General features: G+C 58.4%; 12 protein-coding genes. 6 read left to right on the forward strand and 6 right to left on the reverse strand.

Translation table 11 applies throughout. The features are described 5' to 3' along the window. The first annotated feature begins 5 nt into the window (after nucleotides 1–5). Entirely contained in the window at nucleotides 6–650 is a 645-nt protein-coding gene (locus AC0L2F_RS32130) for a type IV toxin-antitoxin system AbiEi family antitoxin domain-containing protein (RefSeq protein ID WP_473251133.1), read from the forward strand. Next, nucleotides 643–1,641, forward strand: coding sequence for a nucleotidyl transferase AbiEii/AbiGii toxin family protein (locus AC0L2F_RS32135; RefSeq protein ID WP_473251134.1), 999 nt, complete (start codon nucleotides 643–645; stop codon nucleotides 1,639–1,641). Before AC0L2F_RS32130 ends, AC0L2F_RS32135 begins: the two co-directional genes overlap by 8 nt. Before the next feature lie 915 nt (nucleotides 1,642–2,556). Here AC0L2F_RS32135 and AC0L2F_RS32140 read toward each other — a convergent pair. The 3 genes from AC0L2F_RS32140 to AC0L2F_RS32150 all read right to left on the reverse strand — a co-directional run bounded on the left by AC0L2F_RS32140 (nucleotide 2,557) and on the right by AC0L2F_RS32150 (nucleotide 8,389). Continuing rightward, nucleotides 2,557–5,427 carry a YecA family protein gene (locus AC0L2F_RS32140; RefSeq protein ID WP_473251135.1) on the reverse strand — a complete coding sequence of 957 codons (2,871 nt, stop codon included), beginning with the start codon at nucleotides 5,425–5,427 and terminating at the stop codon, nucleotides 2,557–2,559. A gap of 52 nt (nucleotides 5,428–5,479) precedes the next feature. After that, nucleotides 5,480–6,754 (reverse strand): YiiX/YebB-like N1pC/P60 family cysteine hydrolase, encoded by a 1,275-nt coding sequence (locus AC0L2F_RS32145; protein ID WP_473251136.1) that lies wholly within the window; start codon nucleotides 6,752–6,754, stop codon nucleotides 5,480–5,482. Nucleotides 6,755–6,841: 87 nt separating this feature from the next. Then, complete coding sequence (locus AC0L2F_RS32150; RefSeq protein ID WP_473251137.1) at nucleotides 6,842–8,389, reverse strand: Fic family protein; 1,548 nt, start codon at nucleotides 8,387–8,389, stop codon at nucleotides 6,842–6,844. A gap of 360 nt (nucleotides 8,390–8,749) precedes the next feature. On the opposite strand from AC0L2F_RS32150, the gene AC0L2F_RS32155 reads away from it, so the two are divergent. Together AC0L2F_RS32155 and AC0L2F_RS32160 are read left to right on the forward strand one after the other, a co-directional pair. After that, entirely contained in the window at nucleotides 8,750–11,164 is a 2,415-nt protein-coding gene (locus AC0L2F_RS32155) for an AAA family ATPase (protein ID WP_473251138.1), read from the forward strand. Then, nucleotides 11,136–11,459 (forward strand): hypothetical protein, encoded by a 324-nt coding sequence (locus AC0L2F_RS32160; RefSeq protein WP_473251139.1) that lies wholly within the window; start codon nucleotides 11,136–11,138, stop codon nucleotides 11,457–11,459. Before AC0L2F_RS32155 ends, AC0L2F_RS32160 begins: the two co-directional genes overlap by 29 nt. Here AC0L2F_RS32160 and AC0L2F_RS32165 read toward each other — a convergent pair. Then, nucleotides 11,456–12,091 carry an ArdC family protein gene (locus AC0L2F_RS32165; protein ID WP_473251140.1) on the reverse strand — a complete coding sequence of 212 codons (636 nt, stop codon included), beginning with the start codon at nucleotides 12,089–12,091 and terminating at the stop codon, nucleotides 11,456–11,458. The two genes, AC0L2F_RS32160 and AC0L2F_RS32165, sit on opposite strands and share 4 nt — an antisense overlap. 564 nt (nucleotides 12,092–12,655) lie before the next feature. Between AC0L2F_RS32165 and AC0L2F_RS32170 the strand changes: the two genes are divergently transcribed. After that, nucleotides 12,656–12,946, forward strand: coding sequence for a hypothetical protein (locus AC0L2F_RS32170; protein WP_473251141.1), 291 nt, complete (start codon nucleotides 12,656–12,658; stop codon nucleotides 12,944–12,946). Nucleotides 12,947–13,213: 267 nt separating this feature from the next. Here the strand turns inward: AC0L2F_RS32170 and AC0L2F_RS32175 are convergent, their stop codons facing one another. Further along, on the reverse strand, nucleotides 13,214–14,560 hold the full coding sequence (locus AC0L2F_RS32175; RefSeq protein WP_007605691.1) for an IS5 family transposase: 1,347 nt from the start codon (nucleotides 14,558–14,560) through the stop codon (nucleotides 13,214–13,216). 1,391 nt (nucleotides 14,561–15,951) lie between these two features. On the opposite strand from AC0L2F_RS32175, the gene AC0L2F_RS32180 reads away from it, so the two are divergent. Next, nucleotides 15,952–16,137 carry a hypothetical protein gene (locus AC0L2F_RS32180; protein ID WP_473251142.1) on the forward strand — a complete coding sequence of 62 codons (186 nt, stop codon included), beginning with the start codon at nucleotides 15,952–15,954 and terminating at the stop codon, nucleotides 16,135–16,137. A gap of 150 nt (nucleotides 16,138–16,287) precedes the next feature. On the opposite strand, the gene AC0L2F_RS32185 is transcribed toward AC0L2F_RS32180, so the two are convergent. Beyond that, a partial coding sequence (locus tag AC0L2F_RS32185; protein WP_473251143.1) for a hypothetical protein occupies nucleotides 16,288–17,004 on the reverse strand: 717 nt, incomplete at its 5' end.

Genomic DNA, 17,004 nt, shown 5'->3' on the forward strand with positions numbered 1-17,004 from the left:
AAGCCATGGCCAAGCCATCCTCGACCCAACAAGAGCGTGTTATCGAACTCCTCAAGGAGCGCGGCATCGCGCGCCCTTCCGAGCTTGCCACGGCAGGCATCACGGCCGCGACTATCGCCCGCATGAAGGAAAAAGGCCTCGTTCTCCAACTCGGGCGCGGTCTCTACCAACTGCCCGACGCGCCGATCGATACGCACCATTCCCTCGCCGAAGCCGCCAAACGCGTACCCAAAGGGGTCGTCGCGCTGACCTCAGCGCTCGCTTTCCATGACCTGACCGATACCATCCCCTCCACGGTTTGGCTTGCCATCGGTCCCAAAGACCGTCAGCCCCTTCCAACCAATCCGCCAATGCAGTTCGTTCGCTTCAACCCGGAGCGGCTTCAGGAGGGCGTGGAGATTCATACGATCGAAGGTTGCCCGGTCAAGATCTTCAGCCCCGCCAAGACCGTCGTCGATCTTTTTCGCTACCGGCGGAGCGCCGGGACACGCTACCGGCATAGCACCGGCCTCAACCTCGCGCTCGAAGGCCTGCGCGAGGCCCTGCGAACCCGCAAGGCCAAGCCTTCGGAGATCGCGGATTTCGCGCGCAAAGCCGGGGTTTGGAAGGCCATGCAACCTTATATCGAAGCGATGACCGCCAATGGCTAACCCGCCCAAGAATGTCGCTGCCTCGGTTCGCGCGCGACTGCTCACGCTCTCCAGAGAGCGCAATCAACCCTTCGACCTTCTCCTCACCCGCTACGTGCTGGAACGGCTCCTCTATCGCCTCGGCTCGACGGATTATCGTAACCGCTTCGTTCTCAAGGGCGCGATGCTGCTCGCGACCTGGGTCGACAACCAGTTCCGGCCGACGCGCGACCTTGACCTTCTCGGCTCGGGCGATCCCGACCCCGACGCGCTCTTGACGATCTTCAAGGAGATCGCCGCCGTCGACGCCGCCGACGGCGTCATCTTCGACCCGGCCAGCTTCGCCGTCGACCGCATCCGGGACGAAAACGAATCCGGCGGCGTCCGGATCAAGGGCAATGCCACGGTCGATAATGCCCGCGTTCGCGTCCTAATCGATATCGCATTCGGTGACGCCATCGAGCCCGGCGTGCAGGAAACTCACCTCCCGGTGCTGTTGGATTTTCCGGCTCCCAAGCTGCGCTCCTATCCGCGCGAGACCGTCATCGCCGAGAAATTCCAGGCGATGGTCGCGCTTGGCCTCGCCAACACACGCCTGAAAGACTTCTACGACGTCTGGGTGCTGATCCGCTCCTACAAGTTCGAGGGCGACACGCTGGCTCGCGCCATCAAGGCGACATTCGCGCGCCGCAAGACCGACATTCCCACCGCACTGCCGGATGCATTCACCCCGGCCTTTACCGAGGATGCCGGCAAGAAGGATCAGTGGGCGGCGTTCACCAGACAGGTCGCGGTCGACCCGGGCCCGCTGACGGATGTGGCCAAGACGCTCGCGGAGTTCTTGATGTCGCGCGAAGGAAGCCCGCGCCCTGAAGGACGGGAAGAAGGCGCCTTAGCCGGTGCGATCATGATGATCATCATGATGACCAGCAGCAGCACCATCAGCGTCAGGATGATCATCGCCGTGCCCATGATCACCATGATCGCCAGCAGCAGCACCAGGACCTGCTAGCTGATCATCAACATGCGGATCATCGGTTTCATCGCGATTTTCGCTAGGCGAAGAGGGACGAGCACCTATATATTAGGGCGTAAGCTCAACGCCCACAATTGCGCGCGACGGCGTTTCGATTGGCAAGCCGCTTGAGGAATATATTTTTGACGCAGCGCGACAGAGCTTCTCAACAGCCTTTGAGAAGAGCTTCATCATAAATGGAGGAGCGACATGTACGCGATATTTTCGACGCCCGGTTAACTTGCTGCCGGACCGTCCATTCGTAATACCGAAAGGCTTGGCGCGCATCTTCGTCCCAAAGCTTTCTTTCGACCTCGGAATAAAGATCGATCAGACTCGGATTACGGTCGACCGCGCAGAACATTATCTTTTTGCTCTTGCCGTCGAGAATTGCGTCAACGGAACAGTGTCATCTGCAGCCCGGCCCCGTGATGCGAAATATACTGTTCTGGCCGAGCTCCGTGCTGAGGACGGCAAACCCAGCGGCAAGAGCCAGTTAAGAACGGGTCAGTCATAACGGTGGCTGTGAACGGATTCTTTCCCTTTGAGGAAACCGCAGGCCTGCAGCCGGTTGACTTTAACGCTATACCTCGAAAGCAGCTTCCTACCGGCGAATAGACTGCCTCTTCAGGAAGTCGCGCGGCGACTCGCGAATGGTCCGGTAGCTTTGAAATGTAATCGAAGCGAAAGCCGAACAAACCGCCTGTCTCGGTCTCATCGTCTCATCTGACAGTCTGGTTGAAAGGACAAAATCCTCGCGCCTCACTGTTTCGGGGAACGGCAGACGGTCAAATATGTCGGAGTTCATAGTTACAATATTGTCCGCGCTGAGCCGCTACTCCTCCTAGCATTAAGGCGCGCACGGCGGAGCGCATTCGCGTCAACGCTTCCCCCGGCAACTGACGGCCGGCGTCAGTTAGCGCGACCATGGCAATGTTTGAACTTCTGACCTGATCCACAGGAACAGCGTTCGTTTCGTCCGATCTTGCGCTTAGATTCCCGCGCCGGTGTCTGCCGAATCCGATCTGGCTTTGCAAAGTGATCCGCCAGTCTTTCAAGTAAGCCCGGAGGCGGCACCCATTTTGGCGGCGGTCCGAACGCCCGAAGTCTTGCGATGAGCTCCCGTTGGTTCTCAAGTTCTCCCTGCGCTAGAGGGGGAAGGCCGCTCTTATAGGGCTCAAGACGCTCCATCTCGGCTTCAGCATCGGAATATCGTTCGCAATAAGCGAGAACGACGGCATATTGGGAGCGGACCGAGATCAGATAATCGGCGAGCTTCCACTGGCGAAGCTGAGGCAGAACGATGGTCTCCATCATGTTCAGCGCACCATCGAAGTCACGCTTGCGTACGAACTGATCCACGAGGTCCTGCCCCACACGGAACAGAGAGTCTGGGGCACGTGCCAGATCGTAAAATTTTAAGGCGTGGGTACGAGCGAGCGGAGAAAACTGATCCTGAGCGTCAAGCGCCTTGGCGAGTACGTCAAGGGAATCCGCGAGATGCTTGATGTCGTCGACGTTCGCCCCTTTCTTTAGCATCCGCGCCAACTGGGGCGCATTGTTTCCCATCACCTTGTCTGGCGTTAGACCAATCAGCTCATAATAGTCCCGGATTAGAGGCTGAACGCGCTTCTCTGCAGCTTCCGCGTCTCCCAATGCGAGCTCTGCGCATGCGACGTTATACCAAAATACACGTTGATGACCGGGAGGGAGAGTTTTCACGACCGGCGTAAGGTCCGTCACCAGACGCATAGCGCCGCGCCGATCGCCTACGCCGGCAAGGAAGTTCATTCGCTTCATGCCGACGCGCAGTTGTTCCTCGGCCCCCAGATTGTGGGCTATGATCAGAGCGTCCATTTGGTCGAGCCACAGACCGGCGCGTTCAGAACCAGATTTTAGGGCAGCAAACGCCAGTCCATCCAGCGCCTTTATTCGCTGATCAGGGGGAACAGCCTCATCCTGTGCGCCGTGTTCGAGGTAAGCTTCAACCTCGGGCCATACACCCATTTCGTGGAAGAGCTCGTCGGTAGCCATTTCGACCAGAACATCGAGGCGACCGACCTCGCCACTCAGCCGGAGGAAGAGCGATAGCTTCGTCGGGTGCCAGTTCTCTACCAGGCTCTTCTGTACGACAGCTCGCAGTGCTTCCCGTCGCGCTTTTACGCTCTCAGTGCCGTGGAGGAGTAGCCGTCCCATGCCTACTGCGCGTGCTGCATCGTGAAGCTTGATCCGGTCGTCGGCAAAAACCTGCAGCAGCCCCTGACTGACCAAGTGGCGAAGGGCCCTGTCGAAGACGGCCTGATCAGACCCGTTCGCTGCCGCAACATACGACTGTACCTCCGTGCGACTCAGTGGTGCATCGCAAAGGCTTAGCAGTTCGGCAACGTCAGCTACTGCCTTTGGCAACCGGTCGAAAACCCGCCCGAGGATGAGGTCTTGTGCGATTTCCCTGGTATGCGCTGATCGTGCAAGATCGGCGCACAGCTGCTTCAGCGAACCATCGTAGTCGGATTCTGCAACGGAGATGGCATTTAGAACGAAAAGCGGAAGGCCGCCAGTGAGTTCGATCAATCGCTGGCAATCGGCAGCACCACTCTGGCACCCTTGATCATGGGCTGCCGCCGCTACTGTGTCTGGTCCCCATCCCAGCAGGGCCTCACGGGTTACGCCAAGAATCGCCTCCAGCGTGGAGACCTCGCCTTCGGGGCGTCCCAAAAGCACAAAGCGCATATCTCTCCCAGACTGGATCACCCCCATCAAATCATCGGCAGGTAACTGGTGAACATTGTCGAGGGCAACAGTGACAATCTCTCCGCGCTCAGCCAGACGGCGGGATAGAAGCTGAAGGATCTCTCGCCCAGACGCGCCAGGCAAAAGAATCTCGCGAAGACCGCCCCCCGTCTGAAACAGCCGACCAGCAACCTCTCGGGCAACGGCGTTGGCGAGGGCGGCACCGGGTGTATCCGCGACGTCCAGGTAAATCATAGCGCCAGAAGCATGTTGCGCAGACTGTGCCAGCCACGAGGTCTTGCCGGCACCTGAATAGCCGACGATCAGCCTGACCCTTTCTCCGGTTAACAGGTCGGGTTCGTGCTCCTGCACGCGGTAGGGAGACGGCGGCAGTGGCAGATCCTGCAACTGCATTACGAGCTGCTCAAAAAGGTTGGGGAGCTCTCCAGCCTGGAAGGTGTGGTCCAGATTCTCGTCTTCCCCGGTGGCTGCAAGAGATACAAGGCCAGCCAGCTTCCAAACGAGAGTTTGTGGCGCGAGTGTTGAGAACGGGAGGTCCCCCGCCAGTTTGCAGGCCGCCTCGGCCGTTTCGATAAGCGACGATTGTGGGGCCGGCAGAATTCGCTGTTCTGGATCGGCCGACGGCCAATCGATCCGCACATCGTCTGGCCAATCCGCCGCGGCAAGCCTAGCGGCGAGAGGACCGTTGGGAGCTGCGTTGCTGACGATGAGGAATGCCGGTTCTCCGTGGCGCTGACCGCTCTTATGAACGGCGCGCAATTCTCCGAAGCGTGCTAGAGCTTCCTCAATGTCGTTCCAGGCGAGCGGTTCTTTCCGGTGCTTCACCTGGACGTAGATGCGCCGCCCTTCAAACTGCACCTCGACGTCTTCGTCGCCCTCGACCTCCACGCTCTTCATCGGCAACGTGACCGCCGACAGGAGGCACTGTACGGTGTACAAATGCTGGAAAAGGTAGCCGCGATGCACGGCTTCAATCCGAACAAGCTGTGCCGGATCTAGGACATTGACTCCGCGCTGCTCCGCTTGGGTCAAGAACAAATCCTCCGTCCACCAAGGCGGTGTGCCACTCGGATTAGATTCCCGATCACTTTTGAGACCCCGATAGAAAAGGCATCAATACGTCGCCCATGCCACGCCGAATCTCGATGCAGTCATCGCAGAGACGCAAGGATGGCACTCCGGGCATGGTCTCCGCCCCGTTGACCAAACGGTATGGGTAGGCCGGGTGATCCCCGCATGAGGAGCAGACATCGGTACTATCCTCGGAGGAGACGGCATGACGGGATAACGCCGCAAGTCTTGGTTCGACGCGGTCGATTACCGACCACCAGTATGGAGTATGAGGCTCGATCTCCTCCATGTGCTGTTTCAGCAGATCAGGGTGATGCCTTTGCAGCCAATCATAAGCCGCCTCCCTGCGGTTCTGATCGTTACTTATCAGCGTTTTATACAATGCAATCACAAGGCGGAACGACTCGCGCGAATGCTGTTGCTGAAGCACCTGAAGCTGCACGAGATTGATCGCAAAACGTATGCCGCCGCTGTAGGCCGCTTTGACGGTATCTATGCAATAGTCGCGTACGGCCTCGGGCGACGCGGAAAGTAGATCCATCAGGCCAGTGGAGTAACGCCATGGATGCCCCTCGACCTCTATCTTCCAAATGTGTAGATAGCCACTGCTCTCAAGTGCGGCGGCAATCACCTGATCAGCTTCTGGGCGCTTTACGAGCAAGCCATACATATCATTGAAATTCTCTAACTCCGGATCAACAGAACGCGCGGCATCCAGTACAGCGTTCTGTGCATCATGCATGGCCTGGATCGGATTCGGTTGGTCGGATCTCCATGCAAGCTCTTCGGCAGATACCGGCTCGAACTCTACCGGCAGCTCTTTCAACAGCGGGCTGAGCCGCAGGTCTTCGGGTGAGCAGTAATCCGCGTCCGAAACAAGCTCTATGCCGGCCATCTTGTATACGCGCGCAACCAGACGCGAGCAGAATTGTCTTCTTGATCTTGGCCTGCGGATTGCAGCGACTGATCGTGCCGCTTCGATTTTGGAATAGCGTGCACCGATTTCAGATCGAGCATAGTCGACAATCTGCTCAAGCACCTTGCGATCAGGTGGAATCTTCAGACGGAAGTGAAACGCCTTTTCATCGTCTTCAAATAGCTCACGCTGCAGATTACGTGCCTGCACCCCGCTCGAAGTCGAGTCGATAAAGGAACCGTGCTGCACGCAGATCATCGCATGAGATACTGCACCATCGGTCGTGAAACGAATGGCCTTACTGATCTTTCCAGGGCGTGCTGTAAAGAGAATGTCTCCTGGTTTTACGCTGTCGATCTTGATGCGTTTCATCCCCACTCCAATTGCGGACCGTACCCTTCAAGGGGCGTGCCGCCGCTGGAAAGAGAGGTTTTTCCTGTCTCCGAACGAGATGCGCTGTCAGTCACCTGCGGTTCCGCTTTGGCCGAATGAGTCCGCGTAAAACTGCTCAATTTTCGTAACTTCATCTTGAGTGAGTTCGGCGAACTCGTTCTCTCGGGCCCGCTTCGACAGCCGCCCATCATTCTGTCGCAGAAAGCCGAACAGGTTGTTGAGCGTTCGTTCCGGCATATCGATCATGTTCTCGATGCCCGCACGGAACGTGTCGAAGTTACGAAGGAAATTGGTTTCGTTCGGAAGATCCTGCTCTATCGTCTGGCGTACGCATTCATACAAAAACTCAGCATGAGGCGTCGCATCGAAGAAACGGTAGAAGTCGGCCGTATCGTTGAGGACCGTTACGTTGCCCTTTTGCGTAGCTTCCCATTGGACACATGGAAGCAATCTGCTGGAGTAGCTTTCCAGCACGCCCTTGTACTCGGTGATCCTGTCAAGGATTGCCGAAGAGACGGGGAAATGCAGTCCCGCAGGATTAAAACCTCGACGCGCTAGAACGTGATGCATCAGGTAACGATGGATGCGTCCGTTGCCGTCCTCGAACGGATGGATGTAGACGAACCCGAATGCCAGTACCGCTGCAGCGATGATGGGATCAAGATCGTTCTCGGCGCTATGGTCGAACGCAATCAAACCCGCCATGAGCGAAGCAATGTCTTCATGCCGGGCGTCAATGTGGTCTGGGATAGGCCGCTGCGTGTCCCGGTCATGTTCACCAACAAAGCCGCCTTCCTGGCGGAAACCCATCTTCACAAAGCGCTCATCGCCGATGACGATGTTCTGCAAGCGCAGAAATTCCTGCTCGTCGAGCGGCGCACGTCCGGCCTCGCCAATGGCGCGACCCCATCGCTGAATGCGATCCTGTGGCGGTCTTTCTCCCTCGATCACGTAGCTGGACTTCGAATCCTTCAACAGAAGGAACGCAGCCGTCCGCGCAAGCAGGTCCTTCGGAACTGCATTGACGACCGCGCGCGCGCGCTCCTTCCAGTCCTGCGCAATAAACTCATTCAGCGCAGGAGACCTAAACACGAGCGGACAGAATTCCGGCGTTCCGGGAAGGTTGTTGCGAACACGATGCCGAGCCGAATTCTCTCCCGTCCCTGCGAACTGAAGATCGGTATCGACCGCATCCACGTATGAGACCTTGTCGGCGGGCGGCAGCTTCAGCTCACGGCCAAGCAGCCACTCGTACAGGAACCAGATGCGGCGGGTGTAGAGGCCGGTCGGCTTCTGCTTTACGAGTTCTGCGATCTCCCCTTCCTTCACGGCGAGAAAAAGCCGCTTCAGAACGGCAAGGTCCAATCCCTCGTTCTTGAGAGCAAAAGTCAGGTGTCCCTCAAGAGAGTCCTCCGGGGCGTGGCGGGGTGTATAGATGCGCCAGCCACCCTGCTCGATAATCCGGTGCTTGGTACCAATCGCCGAAAGGGTCCGGGGGACAGGAACGGGCAGCTTGTAAGCGTCGATCAGGGCAGCGTAACCCGCCGGGGCGGCCGCCTCCGGCAACCTGCGGTCATGAAAAACACTCACTGGTCCTGAAAATTGTACGCTCAATATAAATCTCCCGAAAAACGCTCTCCGACCCCGAATTTCCTTCTCGCAAACCGCTTCCGGTCGAATTTCTATTGTACCTCATGAAAAACGATTTCTCAAAGTCGATTTGGTGAAAAACATCTTTTCATTGGAACCGATCAGTACGCCCCCGCCAACCGTATCGATCCCGGCCGATGACGGGAAATAGCGCAGTCGGGCGGAAGCTTGAGAACTTCAGGTCGCAGGCTCAAATATTGCTGCCCAACCACTCCCTAAAACCTCAGGTCTACAACCTGAGGACGATAGTTATGAAAATACAATAACGAATCGTCCTTTAATATCCGATTGTAGTCTACTTCCACGGCTTATGAGTCGGCCTGTTTGGACGACCGTTTCATAAAACCACAAGCATGCGGGATGAAATGTCAGACGGAGCGGCCGACTATCAACATAAGGACTGGTTTTCCGACACGGCGGCGCGTCGATGAGACAACAGCCGCGCCACGCACCGTTCTCGAAACTATTCTCGACTGGTCTGTAGATCGGCCAATGTGGCAACGCGACGCTTTGCGCCGCATCATCGCGGTAGGAACACCAAACGATGCGGCTATCGCCGAACTTCTTGCGCTGTGCAAAAAAGAGCATGGTGCAACGGGCTTCGATCCAGAACCTGTAGCATTGGAAGCCGCACATCTACCGGCCAGTCCCGCAAACGGCGCGTCTGTTACCATCACCAGCCTTTCCGACATTGTCGGCGTGAATCAACTTGCGCCTGGACAAACTCTACCATTTGAAACAGCCGGCCTAACGATAGTGTACGGTCCTAATGGCGCAGGCAAATCCGGTTACGGACGCGTACTAAAACGTGCCTGCCGTGCGCGAAAAGCAGGCGAAATCATGCCTGATGCGTATCAACCGGCCCCGACGGGAAAAGCCACTGCCAGCTTTAGCATTCTCAAGGACGGCGTCGCAGCCTATCCCGTTGCTTGGTCGGATACTGCAGGCCCGCATAACGTACTGTCTGCGATCAGCGTGTTTGACCGAGACTGTGGCTCGGTCCATGTGCAGGAAAAGAACGAAGTTGCCTTTCGGCCATTTGGTCTGGATATTCCGGACGATCTCGCCGGTGTCTGCCAGAAACTGAAACAGCTTCTCGTCGCCGAGGAAGCCCAGCTTAGCGCAGCGCGCCACCCGGTGTTCGCGACGCCAACTTGGAACCCGACAACCGATGTCGGTAAAATTCTGTCGACGCTCGCGTACAATACGGACCTGGCTACGCTCGAAACCTTGGGCGAAATGACGGCGCAAGAGGGCTTGCGACTGGCAAGACTGCGCGAGGATTTGCAAAAGAATCCAGTGGAAGCTGCCGCCGCCCAAAGACTTGTCGCCGACGACGTACGTAGACTCATTCTTGCCCTCGGCGGATACGCCGTCACATACTCTGATGAAGCACTGCTTAAACTTAAGTCGCTGGCCGACATTGCACGTGAGACACGAGCGGCGGCGACTGCAGCAGCAGATAAAGCGTTCGGAGGACTTTCCGTTTCCGGCGTCGGCGGCACCACATGGCGGGCGCTTTGGGAGGCCGCGCGCCGTTATGCGGAGCATACCGCTTATCCGAGAAAAGCTTTCCCGCATAGCGAACACGAAGTCTGCGTGCTTTGCCATCAACCGCTGACAGCCGAAGCCAAAGGCCGCCTTCAAGATTTTGAGTCGTTCATCAAGGCTGACGCGGAAGCTCAAGCCACCGCTGCTGAAGCTGCATTCACTTCGGCGTTAAGTTCGTTAAAAAAGTCGAAACTCGACATTCGCGTCATTGGGTCGATGCGCCGCCGTCTCGCCGCTCAAACGCCAGATGTCTCGCGGGCTGTATTGCGCTTTCTCGCTAGCGCCGATTTGCGCCGACGCCAGTGCCTCGCGAGGCTCTCGACGGAAATGCAATTGACTCTCGCTTCGTTCGCCAGCTCCCCGAAAGAGCAATTGCAAGCTATCGAAACGGCTGCCCAGGACTATGCGTCTCAACTCGATGACGCGGCCCAGGAAGTAGGCCGAGCCAAATTGATCAAAGAGCGCGATGGGCTCGCTGACCGAGACGCCGTGTCGGCACTTATGGACAATGTCCGCAAGGAGGTCGCACGGCTTGGCACACTCCGTATTGTAAGACGGTGTGCAGACGACATGACGACAAACGCCATCACGAAGCTAGGGAATGACATCGCGGACAACGTGATTACGCCGAAGATGCGCGATCAGTTCCAATCCGAAATCGTCAGCCTTGCGGCAGAAAAAGTGCGCGTAGAGATAGTCCGGTCAGGCGGCCAATACGGCTCACCTAACTATCAAGTGCGCCTGTTTGCAAACCCGAAAGCCAAAGTCCATAGTGTTCTCAGCGAGGGCGAACAAACCTGTGTAGCTCTCGCAGCGTTCCTGGCAGAGCTTGCCACGGCATCTCATAAGTCGACTCTAGTATTCGATGACCCGGTCACATCCCTCGATCATCGTTGGCGAGACAAGGTGGCCGAACGGCTAGTGAAAGAATGCAAACAGCGACAAATTATCGTGTTTACTCACGACATGGTGTTCGTAAACGACTTGCACGATAAAGCCGCGAGGCACGGCGCTCGGGCAAAGCTCGTCAGCCTCTCACGCGGGCCATCAGGCACGGGCATAGTGACGGACGGTCTCCCATGGCAACATGCTTCGCTGAAGGATCGTATCGATAAACTGGAGAAGGACGGGCGCGCTGCGCGGGCGCTCTACGACGCTAATGACGAAGAGCAATACCGGAATTTATAATCGCTTGCGTGCCTCCTGGGAGCGCGGGCTCGAAGATATTCTCTTCGCCGGAGTGATCTTACGCCATCGGGATTATATCGACGCCAAGAGCCTTAAACGGGTAACCGCAGTCGAAGCCGCCGACGTCGACGTCTACCGAAACAATTTCAAAAAATGCAGCGATCTTGTCGAGGCCCATGATCCCTCACGCGGCAGGGATGCAGCGGTTCCACCTCCCTATGAGATCATGGCGGACATAAAGACGCTTGCTGATTGGGCCGCCGCCCTGCGCACGAAACAGAACGCAATCGCTTAGGACGGTAGTCCGGGTCTGCGTGCGCTGCAACGGCTCGGGACAGATGCAGATCGACGCACTGCGTCCCTGAAGGGTTCAAACGGCGGCATCTGCACATGATCCGTGCCCATGCTGTAATACGCCATATTGCCGCCGCTGCGGATATCGGCTGCAGTCGCCGCAAAGAACGCATCCGCACGGGCAATGCGCTCCAAAGTTTCAAGGCGCGGCTGCGCGGGGGCGTGGAATTGCGCCGGCAGGCCTTCGACCTGCTCGACGTTAAAGACCGTGTAGCCCTTCATAAACGGAATATCGCGCGCCGTTTCCTCGCCGGTCGCCTCGTCCGTTTCGCTGCGGGTGATGCTGGACGCATAAACGACCAGGCTGCCTTTCTCGCCTTTGCGGACATGCCCGCCAAGCTCAAGCGCCTGCCTGAACGTCATCCAGATCGGCGCAGCAAATCCCTTTTCCACCGCCTCCGCCCACAACATCAGAACATTGATGCCCTGGTACGGAATGAGGTTGCTGCGAAGCGGCCTTGTGATCCTGCCTGCCGCATGCTCCGCGTTCCAGGGTTTGAGCCACGGCCTGACGCCGCGCTCCAGTTCCGCAACGATGCTGTCCGTCACGCGCTGATAAACGTCACTCCTCATCACTTCCCTCCTCAATAAAAAATACGGGTGCGCCTGCACCCGGTTGGCCATCGCCGAGAGCGGGAGGGTTTGGGTCGGTGTGCGTTCGCGGCTGGCCGGGGTGCGGACGGGGCGTCCTTCGCAGCTCTTGCGTAGAAGGATGCCCCGGACGCGGCCCTGCCGGTCCGGTAGAAGGCGCGCCAAGGGAGGGAGGGCAGCGCCCGCCCTGACCCCTTATGAGAAAGAGGATGTCAGCCGCAGGCTGCCGTCAAAATCCTGCGCGAGGGATCGTCACCCGCATGGGCCGAAACTGCCTTTTCCGCGGGTTCGGTGAGCGCAGCGAATAGAGCGCGGTGCGGCGTTCGCCGCACGCGCCCGCCTGATCCCTTGGAGGACGCGGCCAGGCCCTTGTCTTCGACCTGTGGTTGCGGTTTGATAGCCTGGACAGGCTTGAACCAGGCAGATGCTGCAGGGAGCTGAAACATGTCCAATGGCCAGTTGGAGCCGGATCTGAAGTGGGCCCTTGATCTCGCGTATTCTGAGATGAACTATCGCCGCAAGAAGTAATGGGACATCTTTGCCTGGGTGGTGACGATCCTCATGTCGGCCATGGGCGGGGTTATCGTCCTGTCTTCGAAGGGCGAGTTCAAACCCGGCATGGGATCGCGCGCCGCGATGGCCGGAGCTCTAGGTGCCCTCACGGGCTACGCTTACTTCTGGATAGATCCGAACATCACCGCGGAAACGCAGGCGTATAAGGCAATAGTAAAATTGGTTGGTAACGACAAAGGGAAAGTCGATGCCATCGAACAGCCGAGTGAATTCCGTTTCGGCTACGTTGCAGTCGTCCTACTGATCGGTATCGTAGCCGGGTAGGTGCGGTCAGTTTTGTCAACTTGTGCCCGGGATTGGGTAGTTTAAAAGGGCACTGAGAGTTTATCCGCAGGTCGCCGGTCTTGGGCGAAAGCGCCATCCCAAAAAGGAAGAGGCTGCCAGCTCAGGCGAACCAATTCAGCTTACGGCGCAGCTTTTTGATGATTTCCCGCAGGCCGGCCGCGTACTCTTCGATCAGCAAGCGCATCTCCTCCAGGCGCGAAGGCCTGATTGGCTGATCATCTTTACGCGGACGTAGTTCGTCGTCCGTTAAGAAGCCGAATTGAGCGGGAGCGGACAGGCAAGCGTATGCGATAGCTGGATCAGGAAGAGGCACAAGAGTTCTCTGAGCCAGGCGAGGATACGGCGGAAGTTGTGGCCGACTGCTGAGAGCACGACGTTGGCGGCGTCGCCGGCGCGGCCTTTGAGATAGCAGCGGCCAAGGTGACCTTCGGCCTTCAGATGTCCGATGATGGGCTCGATGGCGGAGCGGCGCCGGAGCTCGCGCTTGATGGCGCCGAACACGCCGCGCTTCTGGCCCGAAATGAAGACGCGACGGGGATTTTGCGTGTCGTGGCCGCGATATCCCTTGTCGACATAGGCCCGCTCGATCGGACAGCCAGTGAGCGCCTCGGTGCGGTCGATGACGTCCCGCAGGGTATGACCGTCGTAGGGATTATCGGGCAGCGACCTGGCGTGCAGTACGAACAGGCCACCGGGCGCCCGGCGGTTGTTGGTGACGATGGAGGCCTTCACGCCGAACTCGTAAGGCGCGGCGGCCTTGCCTTTGCCGATGCATTCCACCTCCGGGGCATGGAAGGAATAAAGCTTCCAGCCGCGCTGGCGCTGCTGCTGCGAGCGGATTTGCACGGCCCGGCCAAGCGGGAGGGCGAATGCCTCCTCCAGTGCCGGCTGGCCCTCGATCTTGCGGCGGATGTCGCGGATGATGCGGCCGAGCCGGCTGCGCAGAATGCGCAACTGCCGCTGATGCCGGCTGAACTGTTTGGCATGGGCGTAGCGGCCCGCCATCATCGCGGCGGCCTTGGCCACACGAGAATAGGATTGCCGCAGCCTGACGGCGTGCCTTCTCGCCAGGCGGTTGAGCCCCTTGATAGCCGCATGGAGCAGCTTGGCATCGGTCGGAAAGGTGATGGCCTTCGGCTGCACCGTGGTGTCGACGGTGACGCGCTTGAGGTCCTGGCCGCGTAACGCGCCGGCCTCGTGCGCCACCCGCAGGCTCTCCGCCAGCAGCAGCTCCAACTTGTCGCCGAGCCGCTTGCGCCAATGGCTCAGGTCCGAGCGCTCGTGCGGGAAGGCATGCTGAAAGAACTCTTGCCCGGTGAAGAACTGGAAATACGGGTCGTGAACCCAGCGCTCGCAAACGCCCTCATCGGACAGCCCGTAAGTGTGCTTGAGCAACAGCAGCCCGATCATGAACCGGGTCTCGATCCCGGGCCGGCCATTCTCGCTGTAGAGCGGCGCGACCTCGCCGTCGATCCAGTCCCAATCGATCTTGCCGGCGAGCTGAACCAGCTCGTGCTTCATGTTGATGATCTGGTCCAGCCGCGCCCGGAACAGATCGTTCGATCCCGTCGTCCTGTGCTTCTTCGGTCGCATCGGCCCCTCCGATGCACCACAGAATCATGGTCCGCAGCGAAAGGGAATCCACAAACGACAATTGCAAGGTTTGGGGGCCTCAAGCCCCCAATCCCTGCAATCTCAAATGCCGCCGCAACCGGAAAACTGACTCCTGCTCAATCGCTTAGAGCCTTGTTCACGGACGACTAGTTCCTCGGGCGGCTTCATGGCGCGAAGCTCGGTCCGGAGCCAAAGCGGGCTGTTGATTTGAATCAATACAAAACCATTCGCCTGCGCGGGCGCATGGAAGGGGAGCAGCGGGCCGCCCCGCGTGCACGGCTCGGTCAACCTCACTTCTCAAAATGAGACCGGCCCAAGGATGCCGCATCGAACGTATTATCCTCCTTTGCCGAACATTGCCTTGGGCATATACCTCCCTTGATATCGACAAAAGGTGCCATTCTTCACCATAGTCTCAATCCACGCATATGCACTGTCTAGTCTCGGCCATGAGGCTTTCTCGCGCAGCCCCGTTTTGGGGTCGACGTACTCGATGGTTGCAATCCCCGGGGGATACGTCCCCCACACCGCGTGCGACAAGGTAATGGGACTATTGTCTTTGCACATCCAAGCGACTGCCCTTGGCCGGAAGCTCTCTGGCGCATCGAACTGCGGATCGGCCGGCGGCTGCCAAACCGGGGGAGGACGAGCTGCTACGTCGCCTATACGCGGGGGCTCGCGAGGAGGGACTGGGCTGGAGCGCCCGAATGGGTCGGGCATCAGCCACGCCAGCAGAGCGACAATCACACTGCTCACCGCGACGACCACACCGATCACCGTAAAAGCTGCGACCCTTTTCTGGAGCGGAGTGTCGAACATGTAGAGGCGCTCCTGCGCGTCGCCGGCCGTCGGAGCGGAACGGTCTGTCTTGCGGCCTGCTCCGCTGCGCAGGATAGCGAACTGGCGGGATTAGTCAGCAGGATTCACGACCGTGCGCGACCGCTGAAGAGGCGGTCCGAGGTCCGGTTGGGAGCAAAGTGAAACCTCAACGGCTGATCCTCAGAGCCCGGTGCGGCGTTCGCCGCACGCACCTAATCGCCTCCGAATATTCTGCAACGTGATCCGTGCTCGCTCCTTCACCCGATACGCCGGGCAGTTCGCACGCCCCCGCAGAAGCTCCGTAAAGCGCGGTTCGATGATCGCTCCCATTTCACCTTGTCATTACCCGGACGGATTTTCTTCCTTTGCCGTCCGCGTCCGTCGTCCTTCATCCCGCCATTTCGCACCGATGGTTTCCTTCGCTGCAAGTTCTGCTGCGCGAGAGCTCCTCCTCTGCGTTGCGGTCGCAAGCGATGAAGCGGGTCTCCTTCGGCGCATGGCCTGCGCATGAAGGCCGCGATGGTCGCGGCCGGAAAGCAAAGGAGAAAACCATGCGTGTACGGACCCAAGGCGAACTGATGCGTGCCACCCGGACCGAGCTGTCGGCTCTGCTCCGCCGCATCACGGGCGAACTGCCGAATCTGCCGGAAGGCTCGGCGGAGCTGCGCGCGGCCCGCGCGAACCTGCAGAATATTCGCAGGGCGCTGGCGCGGCCGGACTTCCGTCCGCCGCTCTAGGCCGCTCGCCTGCTGCCGATCCCTCCGTCCTTCCGGGAAGAATGGCTTTCTTCCCGGAAGGAATGTGAGGATGAACTATCGAGGCGCGGCAAAGCGCGCGCAAACATTGCGGGTCCGGCTTTCCTTCTCGTCTCATATAACTGCAGGTCACTATGCTTTTGCGAGCGCAGTAAGTGTGCTGATGGCGATAAAGACCTCAGCTGCTTCTCCGCTAACATTCTTGAGACCTCTCAGGACGTCGATATTTGACCGGGTCGTTTCATCATATCTGATTTGGCTAAGCTCTTTTGCTGCCTTTTCGCTCGCCTGCGACAATATTCTCAATGTCGCCGCGAATGTTATTGGAGTTTCGTAGCCCAATTTCTTTAAAGTTTCGGCGGCTTTAACCGCGTCCTGTTCTGAAATCGGGAGTTTTTCGCCGCCCTTCGAAATTATTTGGGCCGCACTTTGGAAGCCCTTTCCGGCCGAGGAAAAATCCTTGCCCGCTGATTGAATCAGCTCGTTCGATGACTTAGCGGACGATTTCATCGCTTCGAAAATTTTGCATTGAGCCTGTAAGAACTGGCGGGCGGCCTCTCGCATCTTGCTCTGGGCAGGCTCCGGTGCGTTGGAATAAAGGGTAGGATTGGACAGAGCGTCAGCTTGCGTCGGCTGCGGCAGGCACGAGCAGAAGACCACGATCGCTAAAACCAAAAATGCTAGAATGCGCCGAACTTTCATTTTATAGCTCCGTGATTTAAAGCTCGCATTTTGGAATGAATGCGGCCTGGAAATCCGAATCCAGGTCGGGTGACCTGCCCCTGCCGATTTCCTCCAGTTGAAGTTAGAGTCCGGCCTTCTGAAGGACGGACAAATGAAGCGAGCCAG

Source organism: Bradyrhizobium sp. Ken64 (genome assembly GCF_055807555.1).